The sequence below is a fragment of the Chryseobacterium sp. WG23 genome (genome assembly GCF_024586575.1).
In the GTDB taxonomy this organism is placed as follows: Bacteria; Bacteroidota; Bacteroidia; order Flavobacteriales; family Weeksellaceae; genus Chryseobacterium.
Window position 1 is genome coordinate 236,279 of the sequence record NZ_JALCZE010000005.1, and the last position, 26,337, is coordinate 262,615.

The window sequence follows — 26,337 nt, forward strand, 5'->3', positions numbered from 1 at the left end:
GTTTTCTCCAACACAAATTTCTATGGGTAGAATCCATTGCAAAATCAGTAAGCGCTTAAAAACAATTCTTTAATTACTTACCTTTAAATAAATATAAAATAACCGATCTATGGGCTCTGCAGTACAATTATCAAAAAGATTCAGAGAGGTTTTGCTTGATGGCCTCTGGATTGCCAATACCAATTTTAAAGACCAGCTTTCCGGGGTAAGCTGGGAGCAGGCTGTTGCCAAAGTTGGACCACTGAATACCATCGCAATGCTTACTTTTCACATACATTATTATATAGCAGGCGTTATAAATGTCTTTGAAGGGAGAGGTCTTGAGATAAAAGACCAATATAGTTTTGACCTTCCCACTATTGAATCTCAGGCTCAATGGGAAGAGTTGGTAAATCAATTATGGGCTGATGCTGAAAAGTTTGCGGCATTGGTTATGCAAATTCCCGATGATCAGCTTGATGAAATTTTTGTAGATGAAAAATATGGAACCTACAGAAGAAATATAGAGGGAATGATTGAGCATAGCTACTACCATTTAGGACAGATCACCTTAATAAAAAAGCTGTTGATGAGCCAGTAGACTTATGTTTGTTAAAAAGAGGTAACAAAGTGAATTAAAATCAATCCAAAACCACATTAAACAGAATAAAACCTCGGTACAGCTCCTATTTGAGGTCTTATTTAAATTACATACCTTTAGAAAAAAAATAAAATTTTAAATGAGAAAATCGGCTGCAATCATTTTTGCGTTTATCATTTCACAATTTCATGCTCAGCAAGGAGCTTATTATCAGCAGGCTGCAAAGTACAAGATGGACATTGATGTTAATGTTGAAAAATTTACTTATCAGGGAAAACAGACTTTGGAATACACAAACAATTCACCGGACGAGTTGAATGTGGTTTATTTTCATCTCTACTGGAATGCTTTTAAGCCCAACTCCATGATGGACCAAAGAATAACTTCTCAAGGAAAAAATGGTGACTCTAGGTTGCAGAAAGATGGGATCTCAAGATTGGCATCTATTCCGAAAGATCAGGAGGGAGCCCAAAATATTCACTGGATCAGACAAAATGGAAAGGATTTGAAATTTGAAATCCAGGAAACCATCATGAAGGTGTATCTGGCTGAGCCTATAAAACCTAATTCCTCTACAACGTTTACCATGGATTGGGATGCTGTGATTCCGCAGCAGATCAGAAGAAGTGGAAGAAACAACAGGGAAGGAGTAGACATGACTATGACTCAATGGTATCCAAAAATTGCCGAGTATGATTATGACGGCTGGGCAACTTTTGATTATATGGGAAGAGAATTTCATGCACCATTCTCAGATTTTGATGTTACCATTAAAATCAATAAAGAGTATGTTATAGGAGCAGGGGGAACCCTTGAAAATCCTGCCGACGTAAAAGGATATGATGCCAACGCAAAAATTAAAGCGGAAAAAGATAAAAAAGTAACCTGGAAATGGACGGCTAAAAATATTCTTGACTTTGCATGGAGTGCAGACAGGGATTACGTGGTCAATGGTTTTGATGTTCCGGAAGGTCCAAAAGTATATTTGGTTTATCAGAAAAACGATAAAACAAAGGTGTGGGAACAGGCACCGCTTTATGTGACCAAGTATTTCGAGATCATGAATGCCCATTTCGGAAAATATGTATACCCTACCTATGCCTTTATCCAGGGTGGTGACGGTGGAATGGAATACGGAATGTGTACCATGATTCTTGGAGAAGCTAAAGATATTAAAGGCTTAATGGGCTTAATGGCTCATGAAGGGTCTCACTCCTGGTATCAGCAGATGCTTGCCACCAATGAATCTGTACGCCCATGGATGGATGAAGGCTTTACAAGCTACGCAGAAGGCTACACCATGCATCAGCTATTTCCGGAAGATCTTCCGAACCCTTTTGTAAAAACATTGGATGCTTACAGAAGTTTTATTAAAAAAGGAATTGAAGAACCGGCTGTCTGGTTGGGAGATCACCATGATAACGGAACTTCTTATACCTATTCATCTTATGTGAAAGGTGAATTGTATCTGGTTCAGCTGGGGTACATTATGGGTGAGCAGAAGCTGGCCGAAACATTAAGACAGTATTATGCCCAATGGAGTATGAAGCATCCTTCAGACAGAGATTTCCTTCATATCGCCCAAAAAGTTTCGGGGATGGACCTGAAATGGTTCCACAATTACTGGATTAATACAACAAAAACCATTGATTACGGGATTAAGGATGTGAAATATGATGCAAAATCTACAACAATTACCCTGGTAAATAACGGACAGGTTCCTATGCCTGTTGATTTCAGTGTAATGACGATGGAGAAGAAAATTGTAACCTACCAGATCCCATTAAACATGACACATACATGGAAAGAAAGTGATATCTATGGTAATTTTAAAACGATGCCTTACTGGCCTTGGACTCAGAAAGAATATACCTTTACTATTCCTTATCCAAAGTCTCAGTTATCAGTCTTAGGAATAGACTTCAGTCAAAGAATTGCTGATGTGAATATGGCGGATAATTTTGTACAGGTGAAATAAGAAAAGATAAACATATAGAATAAAAGGAGTATTTGAGGATACTCCTTTTATTTTTTTATAAATTTGGAACCAGAATTTAAAATTTTAGCCTGTTAAAAAAAATCAATGAATTCAATTGTAATAAACGTAGGAAACAGCAATATCAGATTCGGCCTTTTTAATGGAGATAACTGTGATGTTTCATGGGTCATCAATACTAAACCCTACAGAACCGCAGACGAGCTATATGTACAAATGCTGATGCTTTATCAGACCTATAAAATTGATCCTAAAGAAATAAATAAGGTAATCATTGGATCTGTAGTTCCCCAACTTACCAAAGTGATGAGCTCAGGAATAAAAAAGATCCATGGGGTTACCCCTGTTATTGTGGACCGAAATACTCCATCAGAGGTTCAGGCCAAATCTAAGCAGATGGGAACAGATATTTATGCCAACCTGGTTGCTGCCCATAATCTATATCCAAACAGGAAAAAGATTGTCATTGACTTTGGAACCGCTCTTACAGCCAGCTGTGTGGCAGAAACAGGCGAAACTTTAGGAGTGATTATCGCTCCGGGAATTGTGACTTCTTTAAATTCACTGATCAACCAGACGGCACAGCTTCCTGATATTGAGCTTAAAAAACCGAAATCAGTGCTGGGATTGGATACGGTAACCTGTATGCAAAGCGGCATGGTATATGGTTTTCTGGGAATGGTAGAAGGTTTCGTTGACCGTATTAATGATGAGGTAAATGACGATTGTTTTGTAGTGGCCACAGGAGGGGTATCTCATGTTTATAAGCCTTTGACAGATAAAATCCATGTAATGGACAGGCTTCATACCCTGAAAGGACTTTATTTCCTTGGTAAAGATTTGTAAGGGTGAAATTAAATGATTAACCCTATTTTAGCCTAAACCCTTTATATAATGAATGAATTTCCAATAATAGAAACAGAAAGACTTATTCTCTCCCAGCTTGAAGAGAAGGATATCCCTTTCATTACAGAATATCTTCAGCACAGAATCTTTTCAGATCTCACTTCTAATATTCCCTATCCATATACAGAAAACGATGCTCAGCTCTGGCTGAAAATGTCAAAGGAGGCCTTTGAGGATAACACGGGATATACCTTTGGAATCCGTAATAAAGAGGGGCATATTATCGGAGCGATAGGTCTTCATGACCGGGATGATGATAAAGCTGAATTGGGATATTGGATAGGAATGTCTTACTGGAACAAAGGCTATGTAACAGAGGCGGCTAAAGCTATTGTACATTTTGGTTTTAAAGAACTGAAGTTCAATAAAATTTTTGCTACCCATCTTTATCAAAATCCTGCCTCCGGAAAAATTATGGAGAAGATTGGTATGGAAAAAGAAGCCGTTTTGAAACAGGATGTTAAGAAAGGCGGAGAATATTTCGATCTCGTAATGTATTCTATTTTTAATGATATGAAATAAGATACACTAACGTATTGATTTTACCCCGGAAATATAAAGAGGAACAAGTATATATTGTTCCTTTATCTTTTACTTTTAAAAAATTCTTTGACGATCATAGAACATTCATTTTCCATAACTCCTGTTACGATTTCCGTTTTTGGATGCAGGGAAAGATGTTTGTTGATAAAACCTCTCTGCTCATCTCTTGCTCCAATTACTACTTTTGAAATTTGCGACCACGAAAGTGCTCCGGAACACATGACACAAGGTTCTAATGTGACATAGAGTGTACAGTTTTTAAGATACTTACCGCCAAGGAAATTAGCAGCAGAAGTTATAGCCTGCATTTCTGCATGGGCAGTAACATCATTTAGGGTTTCAGTAAGGTTGTGGGCTCTTGCAATAACTCGGTTATTAGAAACAACTACACATCCTATAGGCACCTCATCTTTTTCCAAAGCGGCTTCTGCTTCCTGCAGGGCCATTTTCATGTAATATTCGTCAGTAAACATTGATTATTCCATCGTTAATGTTAAAGGAAGTCTGAACTGGAATCTTGCAGGATCCCCTTTAGCCATAGCCGGAACAAATTTTTCAGAAAGAGAGTATAAGGCAATTTCAGCCTGTCTGTTAAACGTGAAATTATCACCCTGTGCATGAACATTACTGATGCTTCCGTCTTTTTCAACAATAAAAGCCACACTTGTTTTAACCATCTTTACTTCAGAATACACACCGTCTGTATACATAAGATTAGCTACTTCCTTCCTTAATGTATTGAGTCCTCCGGGATAATTGGGTGCTGTTTCCAAATCCACAGACTTGTCAACGGGATCTATGGAAATATCTTTCGGTACTTTTATAGATTCCAGGTCTTCCAGATTTCTTACCCGTAATAAAGCTCCTACTAATGCTGTATTTTCAATGCTGTCCATTTTTTTCATAAAAAAAAGAAAATCTCCTTTTATAGCAGCTTTTTTAAAGGTATTGGACTCTGCATCAAATTTTTTCCTGAATTCTTTATTCAGCATAGTTCTATGCTGGTTGTAATAGCCTTTCACAGCCCTGAATTCCTCTTTCTGCTGGGAAAGAAGAAACGAAGAAATAAAGCAGCTGATACCAATAAATAAAGCTCTCAATACAGGTATATTTATGTAAATATAATTAAAAAATATGAGATAGAATTATTCCCGGTTAGCTTTCAAGATAACGGTTCAGAGACTCCTGAAGATGGGTGCGTATGTCATCAACTAAACATTTAGGTTTTAAAACAGTCACCTCCTTTCCATAGGAAAGAATTTCCTGCATAAAGTCATACGTAGGATGAAGGAAGAACTCAAAATAGATCTCTTCCGGCGTTTCTTTGGTTTCCTTCTGCGACTGATGAAGAGGGAAGCTTCTGATATATTCCCCTTGATGGCGGCTGCATTTCAACACAATGTTTTGCGGTTTCTGTTCCGTAAGATTCATCACCCCGAATGCATTTTTGAAATGCTCTCTGAAATTGTAACTGTATTTTTCACGGAATTTATTTTTGCCCACATCCAGATAATTAATCCTGTCCAGTCCAAATGATTTTAAGGCTTTATCTTTTGTATCAATAGCAATAAGATACCACCTGTCTTTAGACTCCTTCAAAGCGAGTGGGTGTACCTTTCGGGAGGTCATCAGCTTATTTTTATAATTGTAATGTTCGAAACTAACCACTCTTTTATTACGGATAGCAAAGAACAGATCATAAAAATGCTCCACACCGGTTGGTTTTCTGCTTTCAAAAAAGATAAAATTTGAAAAATCCGGGTGAAGATTCAGGGCATTGCTTACCTGGAAAGACTCCAGTAATTTTTGGTTGTATTCATCCACCTCCATGATGGGGCGACTTTCAATATAATACCGGTTATCTCCCTTTTTTTTGTTGTGAATAGAAAGATTAAAAAGATCTGAAATCTCACGGATATCCCTTTGCAGGGTACGGATAGAATAACTCTTGATTCCGGCATCCTGAAATTCAAAAGAGTTTAAAAGGTATTCCTCCAGCTGTGAATAAGTAGCTGGGGAACTTTCCAATCTTTTAATGATTAAGGCATATCTCGTTAAATAAAAATCTTTTTTCATGGTAAAATTTTGTACCACAAATATATGGGCTTAATGCGACAAAACGTGTCGTGTTATATTTTTTTGTGAAATTTCCGAAAGAAAAAACGGCCTTAGAATGATAAATATTCTGCTATAGAAGGTTAGCGTTTACTGAGCATCACTATTATTTTTAATACTGTGAGGAAGGTTGCCAACCTTTGTATAGGTATCAGATAAAAGAGAAACCAGCTATTTCCTATTATGGATCAGGTAAGCTGCTGGTTTCATAAATGTAAGGTTATTGATATAAAAATAATTGCTTACACTAAGCTGTATTATTAAATGATTCGGTGTTGTTTTTATAACACAGTTCTGGCTGCCCACTCGTTTGTGATGGTGAATTCAAAGGCTTTTTGAAAATTGGCGAGATTGCAGTAGATGCATAAAGGATGGTGGGCAGCTTCAGAATGTATAATGCTTATGTTATATTTATAGTGTATCTTCTTCAAGAACATCATTTTCAAAATCTTGTCTGAAGAAGTTTTCAATGTCGTTGAGATAGTTTTCATAATCCATCTCTGCATTTTCGATGTCACTCCATTCTATAGTATAGAGATCTTCATCGAAGATAATATCTGTGTGGTGATTGGGTGTCTCCATGTTTTGTGTTTTAAGGTGTGGGTTAATTTTTGAACATATTTCAGGCTGTTCAGCATAGATCAATGTTGAATTCAAGGGCTTTTTAAAGTTTTTTATTAATTGTTTTTGTGTTCTTGTTTATATTTCAAAAGTAATCGAAGGAGGCGTCAAAACTTGACGCATAAAAAAAATAACTCAAAAAAAATTTTGAGCTATTTTAGTTTTAAGAAAAATCTTTGATATCTATTTCATCAGCAATAAGCATAATGATGTCCATTTCAGAAAGCATGGATTTGAGCTTGATTCCACCTAATTTTAAATCATCATCCGAAATAATATGCAACCAGACTCTCTGTATAAAGTCCTCGAATGTAATTTCTGAGGTATAAAGGCTGTTTGTCGTTTGTGCAGCTAAAGCCAATATTTGTTTGGTGATATCTCTGCATTCATTCATTTTTGTTTCATGAGGTAGCAGTACATTAAGCACGCAGTTTTGTGCATCATGAAGAAGATTTGCAGTAACCTTGAGTTGATTTTTTTTAGCATTAAAACTTCTCTCATCGCTGATTTTACCTGCCAGGATCTTACTTCTGAATCCTGCTATTTCCGAAACTTCACTGATCGTGTTTGTAGAAAGAATATTTTCTACAGACTTAAGCCAGGAAAGCATTTTCTCAACAAAAAAAGGGTCTTTTTTCTCCAAAGAAGAAACAATACCCGGAAATTCCAGCAACTGATTCTTTAACTGGGAAACCAATATAAACTGTGACTTTTTCATTCTATTATTCAGGGATAAGCGTTTCTATAATATTTCCATTGATATCTTCATATCTTGACCACTCCATTCCTGCTTCGCTCACACTCATTTTAGCATAAATCAGGCATTTTGCATCCAGCTGCATCAATTTGCTTGCCTCTACAATAATCTCGCGGTCATCTGTTTTCTCAATAACCCTTCGGACTTCGGAAACAATTCTGCTGAAAAGACTTTGCTGCAGCAACTGAGGATCTGTGTTATTCCATGTAAAATTGGGAAGGGAACGACAGTATTCTACTGTATATTTTGAGATAGGTTCAAAATACTGTATCTGTGAATCGGTGAGGGTAGGCTTGTTTTCAGCTTTGATCTTCGTTATGTAATCATTGTAACTAAGCTCCTGATTGGCTAGAAAGTTCCTTAAATTCTGATCATTTTTTGTGTCAGCAGGATTATAATCTGTTGAGGCTACTTTTGTAATCTCGTCATAAGAAAAGTCTCTGAAAAGCAGGACAGGGGAACTTCCGGCTGCTGCAAAAGGAATGGTAAGGTCTACTGTTCCCACTTTCATTCTTGGAATGGAAAAATGTTTCAACAGGTCATCTTTAGCATATTCTTTTGCTATCTGTACAGTCTGTAAATCGGTCATTTTTCTGGCTGCAGCAATTTCAGAGACAATACCTCCTAAATATTCATTCAATTTTGGCATGATAAGTTTTTTTTAATTGATAAAAATTTTTAAAAGGATGGCTGCCGGAGCAGCCATCCTGAAAATTATTAAGAAGTAGCCACGGGTGTTGCGGAAGCAACAATAGCATCTTCTAACATATCCATAATTTTTGAAAGCCCTGCGGGTAATTCATCATTTACAGCTTTTACGTGTACTCCCAACGTATATGTTTTTTCTGTCGTTGAGGTACTTGAGTTGGTTTTCTTATAAGAAGCTGAAGCATTGAATTTAACCTTCCAGAACTTAGCACTGATAGAAGCGCTTCCCTGGAATTCACTGGCAATACTCTGAGTTTCTACTGAATTAAGTTTGGCATTGAAATCAATCGTCATTTCATCAATTCTTAAAGCCGGAATCGTCAGCATAGAAAGCAATGGAACGCTTAATTTAACTTCTGATTTTACTACACTATCACTGTTCTCAACAGTGCTGGGAACTGACTTTGTATACGTGAAATCCACATACTTAAGCTTTTTAGCGCCTCCTTCTGCGGCTTCTTCCTCAAAACCGACCTCTTTAATGAAGTTTACCTGTGACATAGATGCATCATGCTGAGCTTTGATAGCAGCCTGCATAGGCCCTCCGATGTAAACGCTGAAATCTAAACTGTTTAATTCTTGTACTAAATTTGCCATAATTCTAAAATTGTTAAGGTTATTAATTGGTTAATAATATATAGTAGTGCTAGCAGACTAATATTCAATATTGAGCAATAGCTATCCTGTTCAGCATTTATAAGCTGAAAATTATTATTAAAAATAATTGGGATATTGTAAGTTTGGAACAAGCTTATTTAGCTTTGGTTTCCCTGGTTATTTTGTTTATTTAAAGATAGTTGGCCGCAGCGTCAAAACTTGTCGTGTTATAATTTATTTTCACTTTTATTTAATTTTTTATGAATATTATAAACTGGCCTGGCCAACTGCTTTAATTCAGTGAGAATTTTATAATATAAGCTTTTAAGCTTATTTGGAGGCATTATAAGTTTTTAAGCTTATATTTTGTTTCTGATGAGCTTTTGAACAATCTGGTTTAAAACTTCCCTGTTGTCATCAATATAACTCAGGCCGGCCTGGATCAGGTTTTCAATATTGGAGCGCCTTACATTATCCATTGCCGGTGAAGCATTTTTCAGAGACGGGTTCAGACGGTAATAGTTTTTCTGATTTCTTAAACCTAATGTCTGAAACATTTGGGACAGCTGATAATCTACCGTTTCTGCATTGGCAGACATCAGAATATCAATGATGGGATTTACCCATCCTATTTTTCCTGCTTTTTCTAATCTTTTAAACGGATAAGGGCGGGATTCCACTCCCGTACCTATAGAAATGAGGATCATATCATTGACGCCGGGATGATTGGCTTTCTGATGGTTTCTTAAAACTTCTGCAAAAGGGATCTTTCTGGCTTCTGCATAAGCACAAAGAGCAGGATTGTTCGCAAACATTCCTCCATCAATCAGGCTGAAGATCTGTCCGTACATCGATTTGATCTGTACAGGGCTGAAATAGGTAGGAGCTGCAGCAGTAGCTCTGCAAATGTCTTTTACATAAAAATTATCAGTACTGAGATTGGCTTCCCAGGAATTGAAAAGCTTGGCTCTTCTGTTTTCTATATCATAACTTGTAATTAAACACGGTTTTATTAATTCTTTTAATTCTAAATTTCCAAAAAAATCATTCAGATTTTTTTCAAGTGCTTCCTGGGAAATCCTTTCGTTCAGCAATCCAAATGGATTAACCAGTTTTTCCCAAAAAGATACCTGAAAGATGTCTCCACCCTTTTCAGCATATAATTCTAAGCCTTTCTGGATAGAATATTTTGCCTTTCGGGTTTCGTCGGGGCATAAGATAATAGAAGCAATCAGACCTCCTGTGCTGCTGCCTGCTACCAGATCAAAATAATCCCCGAGCCTTGCAGTCGGTTTATCATAATACTGGAGCTGTTCTTCTATGTAACGTAGAATAATACAGGTGATAATTCCCCTTATTCCACCCCCGTCCAAAGAAAGAATGGTTGTCTTTTTCATGTGATGTTTTAATTGTTTTTTAAAGGGACATATGCAATTTTAAATCTATAGAATCCTTTATTTACTGGGAAAATTGAGATTCTGTATTTAGGTTTTCATTGCTTTTTTAGTTGTTTTCTTGTCAGGTAAAGGTAGGCGGGGGAAGCGACAGAACATGTCGTATTATAATTATTTTAAATAAAAGACAATTAAAATAGGATATAATTCTGTTGATCTCTGGGCATTTTTAAAAGGGTTTTCCAAGTGATTTTAATAAGGTCTTTCCCTGAAGGGATATTCTTTTTCTCAAAGTGGGGAAGGTCTTTGAATGTTTTCCAGTTTCCACCCCAATCCCAGCCGTGTCCGGCAAATATTTTTACACATTCGTACCAGTCGGCAACCTGATCATTATCCCAGTCTTTTGCAGTATCCCAGCTTACGGTTTTTCCATCAGTAATCATACAGATATCTACAGCAAGACCATAATTATGAATACTTTGCCCGGCTTTGGCATTAGTTACTTTTTTTCCTGAAGTAAGCCTTCCAATGGCATAAAGCCTTTCCTGTTCTTCAAAAGACCTCAGACCCTGGGTGATCCTTATTTTTGCTCTTCCGGTAAGTGCTTTGTCACATTCTTTAATGATCTGCTTTACTTCATCCCTGATCAGTGGGTGAAGTGTCTGGATTCTTTCTGATGTTACTTTGTCCATATTTTTTACTATTATAGAGCAAAGGTATAGGGCGGAAGCGACGAAACTTGACGTGTTTTAATTGATTTTTTACTATTTTAAATCTCCTTCTTTATGAGAAAAGATACTGTTGGGATATTCTTCTACAACTTCTAATTAAGTTTTGATAAGGTTGAAAAAATGGCTCCGAAAATGCAGATTGATTGTATATTTGTAAGAGAATCTGTCTTCAGATAATAATGAAGATAACAGATGGAAAATTAAAAAAAACACAATATCAATGCACACCGTTTTACCCTTTTTATTGGCGATGATAGCCGCTATTGTATTATTAAATATGTGGGCTGTTAAATTAAAAATTGCTTATCCTATTTTACTGGTTGTATTTGGACTTCTTGTCAGTTTTATACCCGGTTTACCTGCTGTAAAGATCAATCCGGATCTTATTTTTTTTATATTCTTACCACCACTGTTATTTGAAGCCGCCTGGTCAATTTCCTTTAAAGAAATGAAGAGATGGTGGCGGATTATTGGAAGCTTTGCTTTCCTTGTGGTATTTTTTACCGCATTTTCAGTGGCCATTGCTGCCAATTATTTTATTCCGGGATTTACTATTGCTCTGGGATTCTTACTGGGAGGTATAGTGTCTCCGCCAGATGCCGTAAGTACAGGTGCCATTATGAAATTTGTGAAGATTCCCAATACAACGTCAGCTATTCTGGAAGGAGAAAGTTTACTTAATGATGCTTCTTCACTTATTATTTTCCGTTTTGCATTAATCGCTGTAGGAACCGGACAATTTGTATGGCAGGATGCTTCTTTAGATTTCTTATGGATGATGATTGGAGGATCAGGAATTGGATTATTACTGGGCTGGATTTTTGTACAAGCCCACAAACGTCTTCCTACGGAGGCTTCTTCAGATATTGCACTCACTTTAATTGAACCTTACTTAATGTATTGGGTAGCCGAACAGTTTCATAGCTCCGGAGTATTGGCTGTGGTATGTGGTGGATTATATATGTCAGGTAAAAGATTGATATTCTTAAACAGTACCAGCCGTATAAGAGGATATAGCGTCTGGGAAAGTTTTGTATTTATTCTGAATGGGATTGTATTTTTAATTATCGGATTGGAGCTTCCGGAAATTGTAGGTGGGCTGCGTTCCGAAGGAATAGCCTTAAAGACTGCTATTAATTATGGAGTATTAGTAACCATCACTCTTATCGCTGCCAGAATAATAAGCTCCTATGCGGCAATGATTGCCACGATTATTTTTCGCCCTTCTGTAACTCCCAGGGCATCTTCCACGGGAAGGCGCCTGATGATGCCTCTTTTACTTGGATGGACGGGAATGAGGGGAGTAGTATCCCTGGCAGCAGCACTTGCTATTCCTATAAGTCTTGAAAATGGGACTCCTTTTCCAAACAGAAACCTTATATTATTTATCACTTTTGTAGTGATATTGCTTACCCTTCTGGTACAAGGACTTACATTGCCTTATTTTATAAAATATGGAAAGGTATTTGAGGATTTTATAGATGAAGAAAAAGAAGAGCTAGCCCGGAAGGAAGTCAAACAAAAATTAAGAGAACACGTTTATCATTTTCTTAAAAATAAGCATGAAAGTGAACTTCACAGTCATGCAGGAATAGAACGGCTGTTGAGACATTGGGAAGAAAAAAATAAAGCCAATGATGCAGACTGGATGAATGAAAAATTCAAAGCTGTTTTTATTGAAATGCTTGAAAGTCAAAGGCAGTTTCTCACAGAGCTTAATAAGGATATTTCGATTGATGAAGAAATCATTCGTCATCAGCTTTTTCAGCTTGATCTGGAAGAAGAACGTCTGAAAATGATCTAAGGCTAAATATGCAACGGATACTGTTTTTGAAGACCAAATTAAAGCGCTGATGCGACAAAACCTGTCGTATTATAAAAAAATAATTATTTAAAATACAGTATGTTAAAAGTGATGTTAATGTTTAACTGAAACTGATTTTATACTTTAAAAGTTTATAATTTTGCAGTATATATTCACACATCATCATGTATGCCCTCGTAGATTGCAATAACTTTTTTGTTTCCTGTGAAAGGACTTTAGACCCTTCCCTTGAAAACAAACCCGTTGTGGTTCTTTCCAATAACGATGGATGTGTGGTATCCCGGAGCAAAGAAGCAAAAGAGCTGGGAATTCCTATGGCAGCTCCTGCTTTTAAATATAAAGAACTCTTCCAGAAGTATGATGTGAAAATTTTTTCGGCAAAATTTGAATTGTACAACTACAAAAGCCAGCAGGTGATCAATATTGCTAAATCTTACGTTATTGAATACGAAGTATACAGCATTGATGAGCTTTTCCTTGATTTGACAGGCTTTAAGTATATTGATATCCATGAATATTGCGATAACATCAGAAAAGAAATTGAAGAAAAAGAAAATATTCCTGTAAGTATAGGAATTGCCCCCACCAAAACGTTGTGTAAAGTGGCCAACAGAATCGTTAAAGACTTTCCTGCTCAGTTTAAAGGGGTATATATTCTGGATACGCCTGAAAAAATTGAGAAAGCCCTGAAATGGCTCAATATAGGTGATGTATGGGGAATAGGAAGGAAGCTGGCTGTAAAAATGAATGACAATGGGGTTTACAAAGCTTGGGATCTTCTTCAGAAACCTGAAATGTGGATCCGCAAGATTATGGGGATTCATGGGGTAAGAATGCTTAACGAGCTGAAAGGAATCCGCCAGCTGGAACTGGATGCACCATCGCCGAAAAAATCTATAGCCGTTACCCGAAGCTTTATGGAAATGCTGACACAAAAAGAGGAGGTACGGGAAAGAGTAGAAACTTTTGGAATGTACTGTTCAGAAAGACTGCGGAAACAAAGCACATGCTGTAAAATGATCACCGTTTTTGTGCAGACCAATCGTTTCAGAAAAGATCTTCCCGAATATAGAAATGCAGTGACCCGGATCCTTTCCAATCCTACCAATTCCTCCATTATAATAGGAAGAGTGGTGAACGAGCTTTTTGAATCAATTTATAAAGATGGTTTTCATTATAAAAGAGCCGGCGTTATGGTCAATGATTTTGTTCCCGAAGATCAAAGACAGATTGGTCTTTTTGAAGAAGATACCCAAAACCAACACCTTCCTGTAATGAAAGCCATGGATGCTATGAACAGGAAGTTTGGAAAAGATAAAGTGCGTCTTGGAAGTATGAGCGGCGAAAATACCTTTGGCCGGGCACAGCTGTCCCCTGAATATGAAGCTTTCTTAAAGAAAAATACACTTCCTGAAGCTAATTTTAGGTTTCATTAGTCTTTATTCCTGTCTTATGTTTAAATGTCTTGAAAATTCTGTTTCTTTCCCGAAGTCTCTACTTCCTCTCATATTTCCAATTCCGCCCTTTCCCTTCTGCAATCCATTCCAGGGCCTGTTCCATCCTTTTATTCCGGGTGGCTTCAGTTTTAGCTTCAGTGATCCAGGTGATGTATTCTTTTCTGAAGGACGGTGAAGCTTTCTCAAAGACGTCCAATGCTTTTCCATTAGCGTGTAAAGCATCATGAAAATATTCAGGAGCCTCCATTTCTGTTTTAGAAGGAGCTGCTTTCTTCATGGTAACTCCCATGTCCGTAAGCTCCATAGCCTCTTTAATGGCTTTTTTAAGTTGAAGTTTTGAAGGAAGATCTTCCATTTTGGTGATCTTGCCCAAGCTGAACATCGAACTCTTTTCAGCTGTAGTTTCTATTTCCTTTAAAGTTTTCATTTCCTGGTGTAGCCAGAACCCAAGACTGCAATAGTGCTTAAAAGAAGTAATAGAGCAGAGAATCTTTCCTTTATACATGAAGGTGGGAAACTTCCATTTGATAGCTTCTTCTGCATCAGGGCAGGCTTCATGAATTATTTCACGAAGATAAATTAAGACAGGTTGAGCAAAATCCGGAGATTTATCGATATATTCATCAACTTTGATGCTGTATTTTTCCATGTTTTTATTGAAATAATTGTACGGTTTCATTCACCAGGAACCCTACCTGGTCCGGCCTTCCTCTGTCATTTTTAGGACTGTTGAAGTAGCTTCCCGTTCTTACAATGACCATATTATGTTCAGGGACCATAATGATATACTGCCCCTGAAGTCCCAGAAAATAATAATGTTTGATTGGGTTGTCGTGATTGATCCAAAGGCCCATTCCGTAAATGTTTTCAGACTTTTCTGTAGGAGTTCTCATGTGTTCAATAAAATCTGTATTAAGAATCTGCTGATCCCCAACTTTGCCATCATTCAGAAATAGCTGTCCCAGTTTGGCAAAGTCTCTCGCATTGGAGTGGATGCAGCAGTATGCTTTTTCTATTCCGTGGTTGTCTGTGCTCCATTTGGCATTTTGTTCCATGCCCAACGGAATCCAGAATTTTTCAGAGAGGTAACTTGCCAGAGGTTTTCCTAATGCTTTTCTTACCGCAAAACCCAGAAGCTGTGTAGATCCGCTTTGGTATTCAAACCTTGTTCCCGGCTCTTCTTTAAAATTTCTTGTGAGCACGGCTTTTACAAGATTTTTCCCGTAATAGGCTTTGGCGTTGGGAAGGAAAGGATTATTGTAGTTCTCATCCCAGTCGAGTCCTGCTTCCATTTGAGCCAGATTTTTAAGTGTGACTGTATTTCCGAATGTTTTCTCTTTGAGTTCAGGATAAAATTCTGAAATTTTTTCATCAATACTTCCTATAATACCTTCTTCCAGAGCTTTCCCCAGAAGCATTACCGTAACGGCTTTTGCCATAGAGAAAGAGTTGGTCTGTGAAAGCTGATTATAGCCGGCCCAATACTGCTCGTGCAGAATTTTACCATTTCGGATCACCACAAAAGCAGCCGTTTTAGACGTTTTTAAATTATCAATTAAATGCTTCGGTAATTCCTTTTGGTTGTAACCGGAATCTTCTTCCCAGAGCTCGGGTGCTTCAGTATCAATAGGGTTGCTGGGGAAAAGATCTCCGTCATCAATATAGGCGCTTGATTTTCCTTTAAGGTAGGTTTTGGAAATACCACTAAACAAATAATCATATCCCAAAAAATAAGCTGCCACAGCACCTGCTGCCGCTCCACCTATCATATACTTTAATATTCTCATATTCACGTGAATCGGTCTCTAACAAATTTAAAATAATTTAGTTAGAAAAATGAAAATGAATGGTCAAATAAGCTATTTTTGTTTTATTGATGAAAAAATATGATCAGAAAACTTATTGTATCGATGGGCTTCCTATTTTCGATAATGGGAATGGCACAAGCTTATAAAGCGATAGACACAGCAGATTATTTACAGAGAAAAGAATTTTTGAAGGGTTTTGCCGGGAATAACGAATCTACCATTAAAAGATTAAAATCACAGTATTCCGGGAAAACAGGTTCAGCGTTATCTAAGATTTATAATGAATTTGAAACAGACTTTGAAAAGCAGGTGAAGAATAAAGACTTCATCTTTAAATCTGAATTTGAAACCAGTATACAGTCCCTGATTCAGCGCCTTAAAAAGAATAATCCCCAGATTCCCCAAGATCTGAAAATTTTAATAGCAAGAGATAATACCCCTAATGCTTACTGTCTTCCAGATGGAACTTTTGTTATTAATATGGGACTTTACAGCTGGTTTAAAAATGAAGAACAGATTGCAGCAGTGATCTCACATGAATTGGGGCACAAAATACAGGAGCATTCCCTGAAATCTTTTTTAAAGCTTATTGAGCAGGATAAACTTGATAAAATTACAGTTCAGGATATAAAGGCCACCACTTCCAGCCGCAGCCAAAGTCAGAACCAGAAAGCTTTTGATATTTTGAAAAACAAAGTCTACAAAAAAGGAGTAGAAAGAAGGCAGCAGGAAATGCAGGCAGATTCTTTGGGATATATCATTTTTAAAAACAGTAATTTTAAGAAGTCCGAATTTGTGAATGCACTTCAAAGATTGCAGGATTTTGATACCATTTCACCAAGGGAACTTAAGATGGAAACATATAAAAAACTTTTTAATCTTCCAAAGCAGACTTTCAATGATAAGTGGATGAAAAAAGAAGACTTTTCGCTATACAATTATAATTTTTATAAAGAAAAACTGGATAAAGATTCTCTGGCCTCCCATCCTGAAATGTCGAGAAGAATAACTATGCTGAAAAAAACGTTTACAGAACTTACAGCTTTAGATCCATCGGGAGACCCTGCCGATTCTTTTATTGCGTTAAAGAAAACAGCGAGGGCGGAAGTCTTGCCCAATTATTTTCATGCAGAAGACTACGGTGTAGGGATTTATGTAGCCATGCAGTTTTTACAGGATAGTGAAGAAGAAAAATATTATAAAAGCTGGCTGGGGAAATGTTTTTCTAAAATATATGAAGCCAGAAAAAATTATAATCTCAACAGATATTTAGATAGAGTAGATCCCAAAAACCAAAGTGAAAGCTATCAGCAGTTCCTGAGCTTTATGTGGAATCTGAGTCTGGATGAAATAAAAAATATTGCAGATTATTATCAAACAAAAGAATCCTGATGTCACCAGGATTCTTTTTATCTAGTAGTTCAGTTTTTCCAAACGGATTTTATTGAATTTCTCTTTTTCATTAAACTCACGAAGTAAAATATAACCTTCTTTTCCTACGTACGGGATTACCGTGTAATTATCTTTTTCTGAAATAGGAATGGTCTCCTGCTTAAACTTTCCGTCGATAATGGTGTTGATGAAAAGGTTCCATCTTTTCTGTCTCGTTACTTCGTCTTTTTGATAGTCGCGGTAGAAAAATACTACATCTTTCCCTCCATTGAGGTATTGTGAGAATAGATAATCATTGTTACTCCATTTTGTTTTTTCTTTTTCAAAAACTTTAAGATCTTTGATTTTAAAATCCTTATCAGTGTAAACATACACTAGATCTGTAGTTTTTGGAGCGTTATATTGCCCTGCAGGTTTATATTTTTCTGTAAGGATACCCACACTGCCATCACTCATAAAATATAAATCTTTAGTTTGAAGATAATATCCACTTTCTACAAACCCATGTCCATCAATTTTAGGGAGATAAGGCACAAAATCCGGTTTATAATCAAGTGTTTTTACACTAACGGTGAAGTCGGATTTATTAATCATTAATCTTGCAAATCCTGTATCATAGTCGTCGATCCCATAATTTCTGCCTGTTAATACTATTTTGTCATCAAAAGTTTTATCATTATCAATGGGACTGTAATTGGCGACAAAAGTATTAATATATTCAATAGTCTTGTCAGAAACTCCTGTGATAGGCTTATTGACAACCTCCTTTCCTGTTTTCATATCCAGCACAAGAAGGCTGAACGTTTTCTTCCTGTCATCTACTTTTTTCATGATGCAGTACATATAGTTGTCATCTTTTTCCAAAGGAGACAACGTAGAGAAAACCTTTTTGTCGCCATTGGTATTGTACTGATACTTCCATACTTCTTTTTTGTTTTCATTAAATTTCATCAGGCTATTGTTGTTCACATACTTTCCGTAATCTTTGTATTCAATAACAAAGTAGCCGCCTTCTTTTATTTCTCCCACCGCCGAAATGTAATTGTAGCCTTTTTCTTTTTTCTCTTCCCTATTTTCTTTACGCTGCTCTTTCCAGCTTTTAGGTTCGTTAATCTCTTTGAAACTTCTGTCTTCGAGATAATCATAATAAATTTTTCGGGTAATGGTATTGGTTTTCGGATCAATTATCATGGAAACAGGTGTAAATACTTCTCTGCTTTTTATCAGAGAATAATCGATCATGGAAGGTTTTAAGATAATCTGTCCTTTGAAGTCAACATAGCCCATATAGGAAGCCGCGGTAATGTCTCCTTCGAATTCCTTATTGGCAACGGGGTTGAGGTTTTTGTCTAATACTACGTATTCAAATTTTTTGGTCTTGTCTCCGGATTTCCCATAAGAATATAGTGAAATATAGCCATAAAGATTATCTTTATCGTCAAACAGGGCATTCATACCCACATGGTCTCCTGTGGCCAAGGCTGTCAAATCCTGAGTTTGGGATAATACTAATGTTTGGATGAGCCCAAACATTAAGAAAGTTATTTTTTTCATATTTGAATTTTTTGAGATCTAAAATAATAAATTAAGAGATAAGGTTGAAAATAAAAAAAGCCCTGAAATTATTCAAGGCTAAGTATGGTAATAAATAAGATCATTACTTGTTATACTCATAAAGATAAGTATGCTTATTGGTTCCCAAAGCAGAACTGGTATATGTCATAACCGATTTGGTAGGATAATCGGAACTGTTAAGCGTATGAACCCCGGTGGTTCCACGTGTTCCACTTACGGTTCCTGAATAACTTCCGTTGTAGCTTAACAGGTTATTGTAAGCCATTTCACCATCATCAAGCGAAAACATCTCCATTTTTACGAAACCTTTTACATTTTTCATAGGATGGTTATTGGAGTCATACATAAATGTGGCATTGTATGTAGTTCCATTGCTCGTATAGCTGGAAGAAGCTATATTCCCGTTAGAATTAAGATAAACATCTTTCTGAACGTATTGTATATTGGAATAAGTTCCTGTTGACGGATTATATGTAGCGGAGCTATACTTATTATACCTTACATGGTTATCGCTCAGGTACTGGTAGTTTTCTGTGTATACCAACGTTCCAGCCTGTTCTTTATCAGTCACTTTTTCAGAAGCAAGCCTTCCGTTAGAATAGGTAAATTCTCTCATGAATTTCATGACTCCATTCCTGAACAGTTCTGTTTTTACAATATTATCCCCGTCATAAGTGTATACTTCCTTTTCGTTGTCTGTAACGTCAAAAGCCTCAGTTATTTTATTTCCGTCGTACTTATATTCCACAACATAAGATTGCCCGTCTTGTGTAACTTCGGTAAATTTTTTTAAAAGATAAGGGGTATTGTCATTAGTATTGTTGTTGTCTTCCGGATTATCGTTGGATGAGCTACAACTTACGATCACTGCCATAGCCAGTGATGAAATAATTAATTTCTTCATAGTTATTATTTTTTTAGCTTTAAAAGTTCTCCAAAAATAATAATTTCCGTAATATATTTATCTATTGTGTGTAAAAATAAAAAAGCCCTGAAAAATCAGGGCTCTTACATTATATTTTAGAAAGTAAATTTCTGAAGTTGGTTTTCTCATCAATGATCCTTCTCAGTTCAGAAACAGGAACTCTTTCCTGCTTCATCGTGTCTCTGTCTCTTATCGTTACAGTGTGATCCGTTAGAGAGTCATGATCAATGGTAATACAGTAAGGCGTACCAATCGCATCCTGTCTTCTGTATCGTTTTCCGATCGCATCTTTCTCTTCGTAGAATAAGTTGAAATCATACTTCAGGTCGTTGAAGATATTTTCTGCATACTCCGCCAAACCATCTTTCTTCATCAATGGAAGAATAGCTGCTTTAATTGGTGCTAAGGCTGGTGGTAAAGATAAGACCGTTCTCTCAGATCCATCTTCCAATACTTCATCTCTTAAGCAATGAGAGAAGATAGAAAGAAATAACCTGTCTAAACCTACCGAAGTTTCCACCACATAAGGAACATAGTTTTCGTTTCTTTCAGGATCAAAGAACTGAAGTTTTCTTCCTGAGAATTCTTCGTGAGCCTTTAAGTCGAAATCCGTTCTTGAGTGAATCCCTTCCAGTTCCTTAAATCCAAACGGGAAGTTGAACTCAATATCAGCCGCTGCATTCGCATAGTGAGCCAGTTTTTCATGATCATGGAATCTGTAATTGTCATTCCCTAATCCTAGAGCCAGGTGCCAGTTCAGACGTTTTTGCTTCCATTGTTCGTAGAACTCTAATTCAGTTCCGGGAGCAACGAAGAATTGCATTTCCATCTGTTCAAATTCACGCATTCTGAAGATAAACTGTCTGGCAACAATCTCATTTCTGAATGCCTTACCAATCTGTGCAATACCGAAGGGAAGTCTATGACGTGAAGTTTTCTGAACATTCAGGAAGTTCACAAAAATACCCTGAGCTGTTTCCGGTCTCAGGTAAAGGTCCATAGCACTGTCTGCGGAAGCACCAAGCTTGGTTCCGAACATTAAGTTGAACTGTCTTACTTCCGTCCAGTTTTTAGAACCTGTATCAGGATCAGCAATTTCAAGCTCTTCAATTAAAGATTTTACATCAGCAAGGTCTTCGTTTTCCAAAGACTTTGCCAGCCTTGAAAGAATAGCCTCTCTTTTTGCTCTGTATTCCAAAACTTTTGGATTGGTAGCTTCAAACTGAGCTTTATCGAAAGAATCACCAAATCTTTTCGCCGCCTTTTCGATTTCTTTATTCTCTTTATCTTCAATTTTAGCGCAGTAGTCTTCTACCAAAACATCTGCTCTGAAACGCTTCTTAGAATCTTTATTATCAATCAATGGATCATTGAAAGCGTCTACGTGGCCCGATGCCTTCCATGTAGTAGGGTGCATAAGGATTGCTGAATCAATACCCACAATATTTTCGTTAAGCTGTACCATAGCTTTCCACCAGTATTGTTTGATATTGTTTTTTAGTTCAGCCCCGTTCTGTCCATAATCATAAACAGCGGATAAACCATCATAGATCTCACTCGATGGAAAAATAAAACCATATTCTTTAGCGTGAGAAATCACTTTCTTGAAAACATCTTCTTGCTTTGCCATAATTTTTTTAACGTCTGATGTGCAAAAATATGAATTTGAATTCCAATTCCATGAAATTCAACAAAAAAAGCAGTAAATAAAAGTTCAAAAATTTACATTTTAATTCCTAGGAGCCGGGAACCTGCTTTCACTACTCGCTATTTTGTAGGAATTGGCGCGGCGGCAGAGCCGCCGCGCCAATTCCTACAAAATGAGCTCAAACATACCGCTTCAATCAGGGCTAGATCGGTCGAAAATTTCTATTTTTGTCCCATGTTAGAAATTCTTTATCGTGACGAACATATTATTGCCATCAACAAACCCAGCGGATTACTGGTTCATAAATCCTTCTATGCGGGAGAAGCTGATACTTACGCTATTCAGGAGCTGAAGAAACAGATTGGACAAAAAGTGTTTCCTGTACATCGTTTAGACCGGAAAACTTCAGGTGTTCTGCTGTTTACTTTAGATAAAGAGACCCTTAGAATCATGAGCGAGCAGTTTGCCTCACGCGAGGTGGAGAAGAAATATCTGGCAATTCTTCGTGGCTGGACAAAAGAAGAAGAAACAATTGATTATGATTTAGTTAATGAAAATGAAGTCAAGCAAAATGCAGTTACCTACTACCGTCGTTTGCAGACTTCGGAAATAGATTTACCCTTTTTAAAACATCAGACTTCGAGATATTCTTTGGTAGAAGCCATTCCTGAAACAGGAAGATTTCACCAGTTAAGAAAACATTTTAAGCATATTCTGCATCCTATTTTAGGTTGCCGTAAACATGGATGCAATAAACAGAATAAGTTGTGGCTTCAAACATTTGAGATTAGCAAAATGACGCTGCATGCCCATCAATTGATTTTTAATCATCCTATTTCTAATGACAGGATTACGGTAAATGCTACTATAGATGATGAGTTTGAAAGGGTAGGGAAGATTCTGAACTTTGATTTGAGCCCCTATTCTTAATTTAACCAGATATTTTAAACATTTTATAAAGGAATCTTCAGGATAGAGCCTTGCCAAGGTTTTAAACCTTGGCAAGGCTCCGTTACCACATCACCACAAAGTTTGCCATCCTGTAAGGATTTTAAGATTGTATTAGAAAATAGTATGGAAAGATTAGGTCTGGATTCCTGCGGAATGACAAACTTTGTGGTTATTTCATCATGTTGGAATAAAAGTCCGCAACCTTAGCCCCGATTGTAATGAAAATCCTTTTTTTGCAAAAAAAGATTGCACTGAAAAGCGGGAAATAGCTTCAGCTAAAAATTTTTATACAACTGTATCTTGCAAATGTTCCTGCTTTATAGATACTGTTTATCAGCTATTTTGATAAAAGGACATATGTTAATCCACGATTAATTTTAAAATGAGTAATTTTGTAAAACTTTTTTTCAATGTACAAATCGCTCATTCGTCCGATTCTTTTCAAATTTGATCCTGAAGAAGTACATCACTTTACTTTTTCAATGCTCAGGAATTTTGGATTTCTCACCAAATTATTTCTCCCAAAACCTATTGAAGACAAACGTCTGGAAAGAGAAGTTTTCGGATTAAAATTTAAAAATCCTGTAGGACTGGCTGCCGGTTTTGATAAAAATGCTGTTTTATTCAATGAATTGGGAGACTTAGGTTTCGGTTTTGTGGAAATAGGAACTGTGACACCAAGAGCTCAAGCAGGAAATCCTAAGAAAAGATTATTCCGTCTTATTGAAGATGGCGGAATCATCAACAGAATGGGCTTCAACAATGAAGGACTTCAGGCAGCAATCGAAAAATTAAAATCCAACAAAGGAAAAATAATTATCGGTGGAAACATCGGAAAAAATACCGATACAAAAGCAGAGAACTATACACAGGATTATCTGGATTGTTTTGAAGGTCTCCATCCTCATGTAGACTATTTTGTACTGAATGTAAGCTGCCCGAATGTGGGAAGTCATGCCAAACTTGAAGATGTAGAATATCTGCGTGAGCTGATTACGGAAGTAAAGAAAATCAACCAGTCAAAATCTGTACAGAAGCCGATATTACTGAAAATTGCTCCGGACCTTAATCACACTCAGCTGGATGAAATTGTTGAGCTGATTGCTGAAACAAAAATAAATGGAGTAATTGTTTCCAATACCTCAGTAAACAGAGAAGGTCTGAAAACCTCTCCTGAAGTTTTGGAACAAATAGGAAATGGCGGTTTAAGTGGAAAGCCTATTCGTGAGAGAAGCACAAAGATGATCAGATACCTCTCAGAAAAAAGCAACAGAGCTTTCCCTATCATTGGGGTGGGAGGAATACATTCTGCAAAAGATGCCATTGAAAAGCTGGATGCCGGAGCGAGCTTGATACAATTGTATACAGGGTTTATTTATGAAGGCCCACAACTGATCAATGATATCAATCAGGAGCTGCTAAAAAGAGCAAGCCGACTGCCAAGATAAATATAAAAGAGAGTTTGAACAGCTCTCTTTTTTGTTTTTATATTCCGTTACTTTGATTTGGAAACCGAAGCGTTTTTTATACCCACGGTCAGAATATAAGGAGCAGCAGCATATGATTTTTTAACATTAAACTGGAGTATATTGGGATCTTTGGTCTTTATCTTTTGTGTTTCTGATATTCCTTCCAGACAACTTTCAGTAAGGAATTCTTCATAGTTTTTATAATTCCAGTTCTTGGTAAAATACAAAACCCTGTATCCTTTTTCACCATCACTGGCTCCGCATATTCCGCAAAAATTAAAATTGGACAGGTTTTCAAAATAAAGCAACACCCTGTTTCCTGTACTATAAGAGGCTGTTGATAACAGTGTATTTCCTCCCAGCCGGTTCATAAAATCAAAAGTATTGAGTTTCTTATTGTCCGGAAGAAGTAAATAGTTGTTATACCGGTAGATTGTCGGATTGCCGGTGTATAATTTAGCGGGTTGGGATTGCTTTCCCATATAAAAAGTTCCGGATACCTCCTGTTTAGTATCATTTTTTTCAAATAGCAATGCTTCTTTGGGCTTTAAAGTGCGGGCAATGCTGTCTGTTTTTTCTACTTTACGCGGAGAAGTGATCACTTTCCTTAATTCTTTTGCATACAGTGTATGCTTATTTCCAAAATTATAGAGATAAAGAGTTCCCAAATCATAAATTCCTGTAAGTGGAATTTTCTTTTGATATTTGTCATAATAATACCATCCTTCTACAAAATGCTGATACTGATTACAGTCAACAATTCCTGTGTAATTAAGCTGCATGGTAAAAGGAACTCCCCAAATTGCTCCTTTGAAAACCTGGGAAGAATCTGTTACAGCTTTCAATTCAACTTTTTGGCTCATACAAAAGATGAAAAAGGGCAGGAATACTGCGGTGTATATTTTTTTCATGGCTGGAAGATGGTGGTTTTTATTTTTTAAATGAAAAAGTTGGCTACAGTATAGATAATTAAGCCTACCAGGCCACCCACTAAAGTTCCGTTTACCCGGATAAACTGCAAGTCTTTTCCTACTTCCAGTTCCATTTTTTCACTCAGCTCTTTTCCTTGCCAGTTTCCTACGGTTGTACTGATGAGGTTCCCGAATTGGTGGGTGTTTTTCAGAATATATTTATAAGCGGTGACACGCACCCAATGATCTATTTTATTCTGAAGGTTTTCATCAGTCTTTAAATTTTGTGAAAATTCATCCAGGTTTTTATACAGATAATTTTTCAGTGCTGACTGCTCTTCCTGAAGTTCTTTCATGAGTGTTTTCTTGATAGAAATCCAGATATCACTGGAATATTCATCCAGCTTATCATTTTTCAGAAGTCCGTTTTTGATGGTTTTAAACTCATCATCCCATTTCGGATCTTCTTTAAGATCAACAGAAAATTCATATATTTTTTGTGTGATTAATGCCCTTACTTCATGTTGGGAATTTTCTTCAATTTCCCTGAAAAAATCAGAAAGCCCATCTGTAATCTTGTCTGCTATTTTATTATCCACAAAAGAGGGAACAAATGAGTAGCTTCCCTGTTTTACCCGCTCTTTGATCATTTCATCATTTTCAATAATATAATCTTTAATCTGCTTAGAAAGATTGGTGATAATTCTCTGATGGTCGTTCTTTTCCAAGATATAATGAATTCCGTTTCCTACGACTTTGTTGAGCTTGATATCATCTGTCATGTCAGATACCTTCTTACTGATGAATTGACTTACCGTAGAATCATCAAGCTTATTAAGGATATCCAGTACGATATCTGAAATATTTCTGATCAGGATATTTTGGTTTTTTTCCTTACCCAGCCATTCGCCCACGAAGTTTGAGACCTTAATTTTTTGAATGTAGGGACGTATATTTTGAGGCGAAAGAAAATTACTGACCACAAAACTTCCCAGATTATCACCGAGCCTTTGTTTGCTGTTTTCAATCAGGTTGGTATGCGGAATCGGCAGCCCGAGTGGATGACGGAATAAAGCCGTTACAGCAAACCAATCTGCCAGTGCACCCACCATTGCCGCTTCAGCAAAAGCCCGGACATAGCCTATCCAATGAGAATGGTTAGATTTCTGTAAAATTGTGGTAATAATGAAAATAACGGCCATCAGAACAAATAATCCCGTGGCAAATGCCTTGTATTTCCTTAGCTGTTTTCTTTTTGCTTCGTCATTCATATTCTCAAATTTACTAAATTTGGCTATTAAACCATTTACTATTTAAACCACAATAGACACAAAATTTTTGTTTTTAAGACTTTTGAACACTTTAGTGGGTTGAGAATAATACCCTATTGACTTAAGTGTTTACATTTCCTATCACTTTTGTGGTTAA

25 protein-coding genes are annotated in these 26,337 nt (G+C 36.8%); 9 read left to right on the plus strand and 16 right to left on the minus strand.

The annotated features are described in order from the left end of the window. The first annotated feature begins 109 nt into the window (after positions 1–109). From MP477_RS09825 to MP477_RS09840, 4 genes are all read left to right on the plus strand, one after another. Complete coding sequence (locus tag MP477_RS09825; protein ID WP_257190281.1) at positions 110–580, plus strand: DinB family protein; 471 nt, start codon at positions 110–112, stop codon at positions 578–580. A gap of 139 nt (positions 581–719) precedes the next feature. Beyond that, positions 720–2,558, plus strand: coding sequence for a M1 family metallopeptidase (locus tag MP477_RS09830; protein ID WP_257190282.1), 1,839 nt, complete (start codon positions 720–722; stop codon positions 2,556–2,558). 105 nt (positions 2,559–2,663) lie between these two features. Continuing rightward, positions 2,664–3,422: a type III pantothenate kinase gene (locus MP477_RS09835; protein WP_257190283.1), complete on the plus strand. Its 759-nt coding sequence runs from the start codon at positions 2,664–2,666 to the stop codon at positions 3,420–3,422. A gap of 48 nt (positions 3,423–3,470) precedes the next feature. Further along, a complete protein-coding gene (locus MP477_RS09840; RefSeq protein ID WP_257190284.1) occupies positions 3,471–4,004 on the plus strand; it encodes a GNAT family N-acetyltransferase in 534 nt (177 codons plus the stop codon). Positions 4,005–4,066: 62 nt separating this feature from the next. Here the strand turns inward: MP477_RS09840 and MP477_RS09845 are convergent, their stop codons facing one another. The 9 genes from MP477_RS09845 to MP477_RS09885 form a co-directional block, all read right to left on the minus strand. After that, positions 4,067–4,498, minus strand: a complete 432-nt coding sequence (locus MP477_RS09845; RefSeq protein WP_230033562.1) for a nucleoside deaminase — start codon at positions 4,496–4,498, stop codon at positions 4,067–4,069. Between the two features lie 3 nt (positions 4,499–4,501). After that, positions 4,502–5,125: a hypothetical protein gene (locus tag MP477_RS09850; protein ID WP_257190285.1), complete on the minus strand. Its 624-nt coding sequence runs from the start codon at positions 5,123–5,125 to the stop codon at positions 4,502–4,504. 55 nt (positions 5,126–5,180) lie between these two features. Beyond that, positions 5,181–6,101 carry a YafY family protein gene (locus MP477_RS09855; protein WP_257190286.1) on the minus strand — a complete coding sequence of 307 codons (921 nt, stop codon included), beginning with the start codon at positions 6,099–6,101 and terminating at the stop codon, positions 5,181–5,183. Positions 6,102–6,551: 450 nt separating this feature from the next. Further along, positions 6,552–6,797, minus strand: a complete 246-nt coding sequence (locus MP477_RS09860; protein WP_230033565.1) for a hypothetical protein — start codon at positions 6,795–6,797, stop codon at positions 6,552–6,554. Between the two features lie 127 nt (positions 6,798–6,924). Continuing rightward, positions 6,925–7,479: a hypothetical protein gene (locus tag MP477_RS09865; RefSeq protein WP_230033566.1), complete on the minus strand. Its 555-nt coding sequence runs from the start codon at positions 7,477–7,479 to the stop codon at positions 6,925–6,927. Positions 7,480–7,483: 4 nt separating this feature from the next. Next, positions 7,484–8,167 carry a hypothetical protein gene (locus MP477_RS09870; protein ID WP_257190287.1) on the minus strand — a complete coding sequence of 228 codons (684 nt, stop codon included), beginning with the start codon at positions 8,165–8,167 and terminating at the stop codon, positions 7,484–7,486. 68 nt (positions 8,168–8,235) lie between these two features. Continuing rightward, positions 8,236–8,823, minus strand: a complete 588-nt coding sequence (locus tag MP477_RS09875; RefSeq protein ID WP_257190288.1) for a DUF2589 domain-containing protein — start codon at positions 8,821–8,823, stop codon at positions 8,236–8,238. 359 nt (positions 8,824–9,182) lie between these two features. Beyond that, positions 9,183–10,220 (minus strand): patatin-like phospholipase family protein, encoded by a 1,038-nt coding sequence (locus tag MP477_RS09880; protein ID WP_230033580.1) that lies wholly within the window; start codon positions 10,218–10,220, stop codon positions 9,183–9,185. Positions 10,221–10,408: 188 nt separating this feature from the next. Further along, positions 10,409–10,909 carry a M15 family metallopeptidase gene (locus tag MP477_RS09885; RefSeq protein WP_257190289.1) on the minus strand — a complete coding sequence of 167 codons (501 nt, stop codon included), beginning with the start codon at positions 10,907–10,909 and terminating at the stop codon, positions 10,409–10,411. Between the two features lie 259 nt (positions 10,910–11,168). On the opposite strand from MP477_RS09885, the gene MP477_RS09890 reads away from it, so the two are divergent. After that, a complete protein-coding gene (locus MP477_RS09890) occupies positions 11,169–12,752 on the plus strand; it encodes a Na+/H+ antiporter (RefSeq protein WP_257190290.1) in 1,584 nt (527 codons plus the stop codon). Positions 12,753–12,937: 185 nt separating this feature from the next. Next, positions 12,938–14,209, plus strand: a complete 1,272-nt coding sequence (locus MP477_RS09895; RefSeq protein WP_257190291.1) for a Y-family DNA polymerase — start codon at positions 12,938–12,940, stop codon at positions 14,207–14,209. Between the two features lie 58 nt (positions 14,210–14,267). Here the strand turns inward: MP477_RS09895 and MP477_RS09900 are convergent, their stop codons facing one another. Beyond that, a complete protein-coding gene (locus tag MP477_RS09900) occupies positions 14,268–14,879 on the minus strand; it encodes a YdeI family protein (protein WP_257190292.1) in 612 nt (203 codons plus the stop codon). 4 nt (positions 14,880–14,883) lie between these two features. Next, complete coding sequence (locus tag MP477_RS09905; protein WP_257190293.1) at positions 14,884–16,017, minus strand: serine hydrolase; 1,134 nt, start codon at positions 16,015–16,017, stop codon at positions 14,884–14,886. Between the two features lie 99 nt (positions 16,018–16,116). Between MP477_RS09905 and MP477_RS09910 the strand changes: the two genes are divergently transcribed. Next, complete coding sequence (locus MP477_RS09910; RefSeq protein ID WP_257190294.1) at positions 16,117–17,430, plus strand: M48 family metallopeptidase; 1,314 nt, start codon at positions 16,117–16,119, stop codon at positions 17,428–17,430. Positions 17,431–17,451: 21 nt separating this feature from the next. Here MP477_RS09910 and MP477_RS09915 read toward each other — a convergent pair whose 3' ends face one another. The 3 genes from MP477_RS09915 to MP477_RS09925 all read right to left on the minus strand — a co-directional run bounded on the left by MP477_RS09915 (position 17,452) and on the right by MP477_RS09925 (position 21,560). After that, the gene (locus MP477_RS09915) at positions 17,452–18,984 is read right to left on the minus strand and encodes a hypothetical protein (protein WP_257190295.1); all 1,533 of its coding nucleotides are present in this window, start codon (positions 18,982–18,984) and stop codon (positions 17,452–17,454) included. 103 nt (positions 18,985–19,087) lie between these two features. Further along, positions 19,088–19,909: a hypothetical protein gene (locus tag MP477_RS09920; protein WP_257190296.1), complete on the minus strand. Its 822-nt coding sequence runs from the start codon at positions 19,907–19,909 to the stop codon at positions 19,088–19,090. 109 nt (positions 19,910–20,018) lie between these two features. After that, positions 20,019–21,560, minus strand: coding sequence for a glycine--tRNA ligase (locus MP477_RS09925; RefSeq protein WP_257190297.1), 1,542 nt, complete (start codon positions 21,558–21,560; stop codon positions 20,019–20,021). Positions 21,561–21,812: 252 nt separating this feature from the next. Here MP477_RS09925 and MP477_RS09930 point away from each other — a divergent pair, with 252 nt between their 5' ends. Together MP477_RS09930 and MP477_RS09935 are read left to right on the plus strand one after the other, a co-directional pair. Further along, complete coding sequence (locus MP477_RS09930) at positions 21,813–22,508, plus strand: pseudouridine synthase (protein ID WP_257190298.1); 696 nt, start codon at positions 21,813–21,815, stop codon at positions 22,506–22,508. A gap of 431 nt (positions 22,509–22,939) precedes the next feature. Then, complete coding sequence (locus MP477_RS09935; protein ID WP_257190299.1) at positions 22,940–23,977, plus strand: quinone-dependent dihydroorotate dehydrogenase; 1,038 nt, start codon at positions 22,940–22,942, stop codon at positions 23,975–23,977. Between the two features lie 47 nt (positions 23,978–24,024). Here MP477_RS09935 and MP477_RS09940 read toward each other — a convergent pair whose 3' ends face one another. Further along, on the minus strand, positions 24,025–24,861 hold the full coding sequence (locus MP477_RS09940; RefSeq protein ID WP_257190300.1) for a hypothetical protein: 837 nt from the start codon (positions 24,859–24,861) through the stop codon (positions 24,025–24,027). 74 nt (positions 24,862–24,935) lie between these two features. After that, positions 24,936–26,180: a DUF445 domain-containing protein gene (locus MP477_RS09945; protein WP_257190301.1), complete on the minus strand. Its 1,245-nt coding sequence runs from the start codon at positions 26,178–26,180 to the stop codon at positions 24,936–24,938. Between the last annotated feature and the right edge of the window lie 157 nt (positions 26,181–26,337).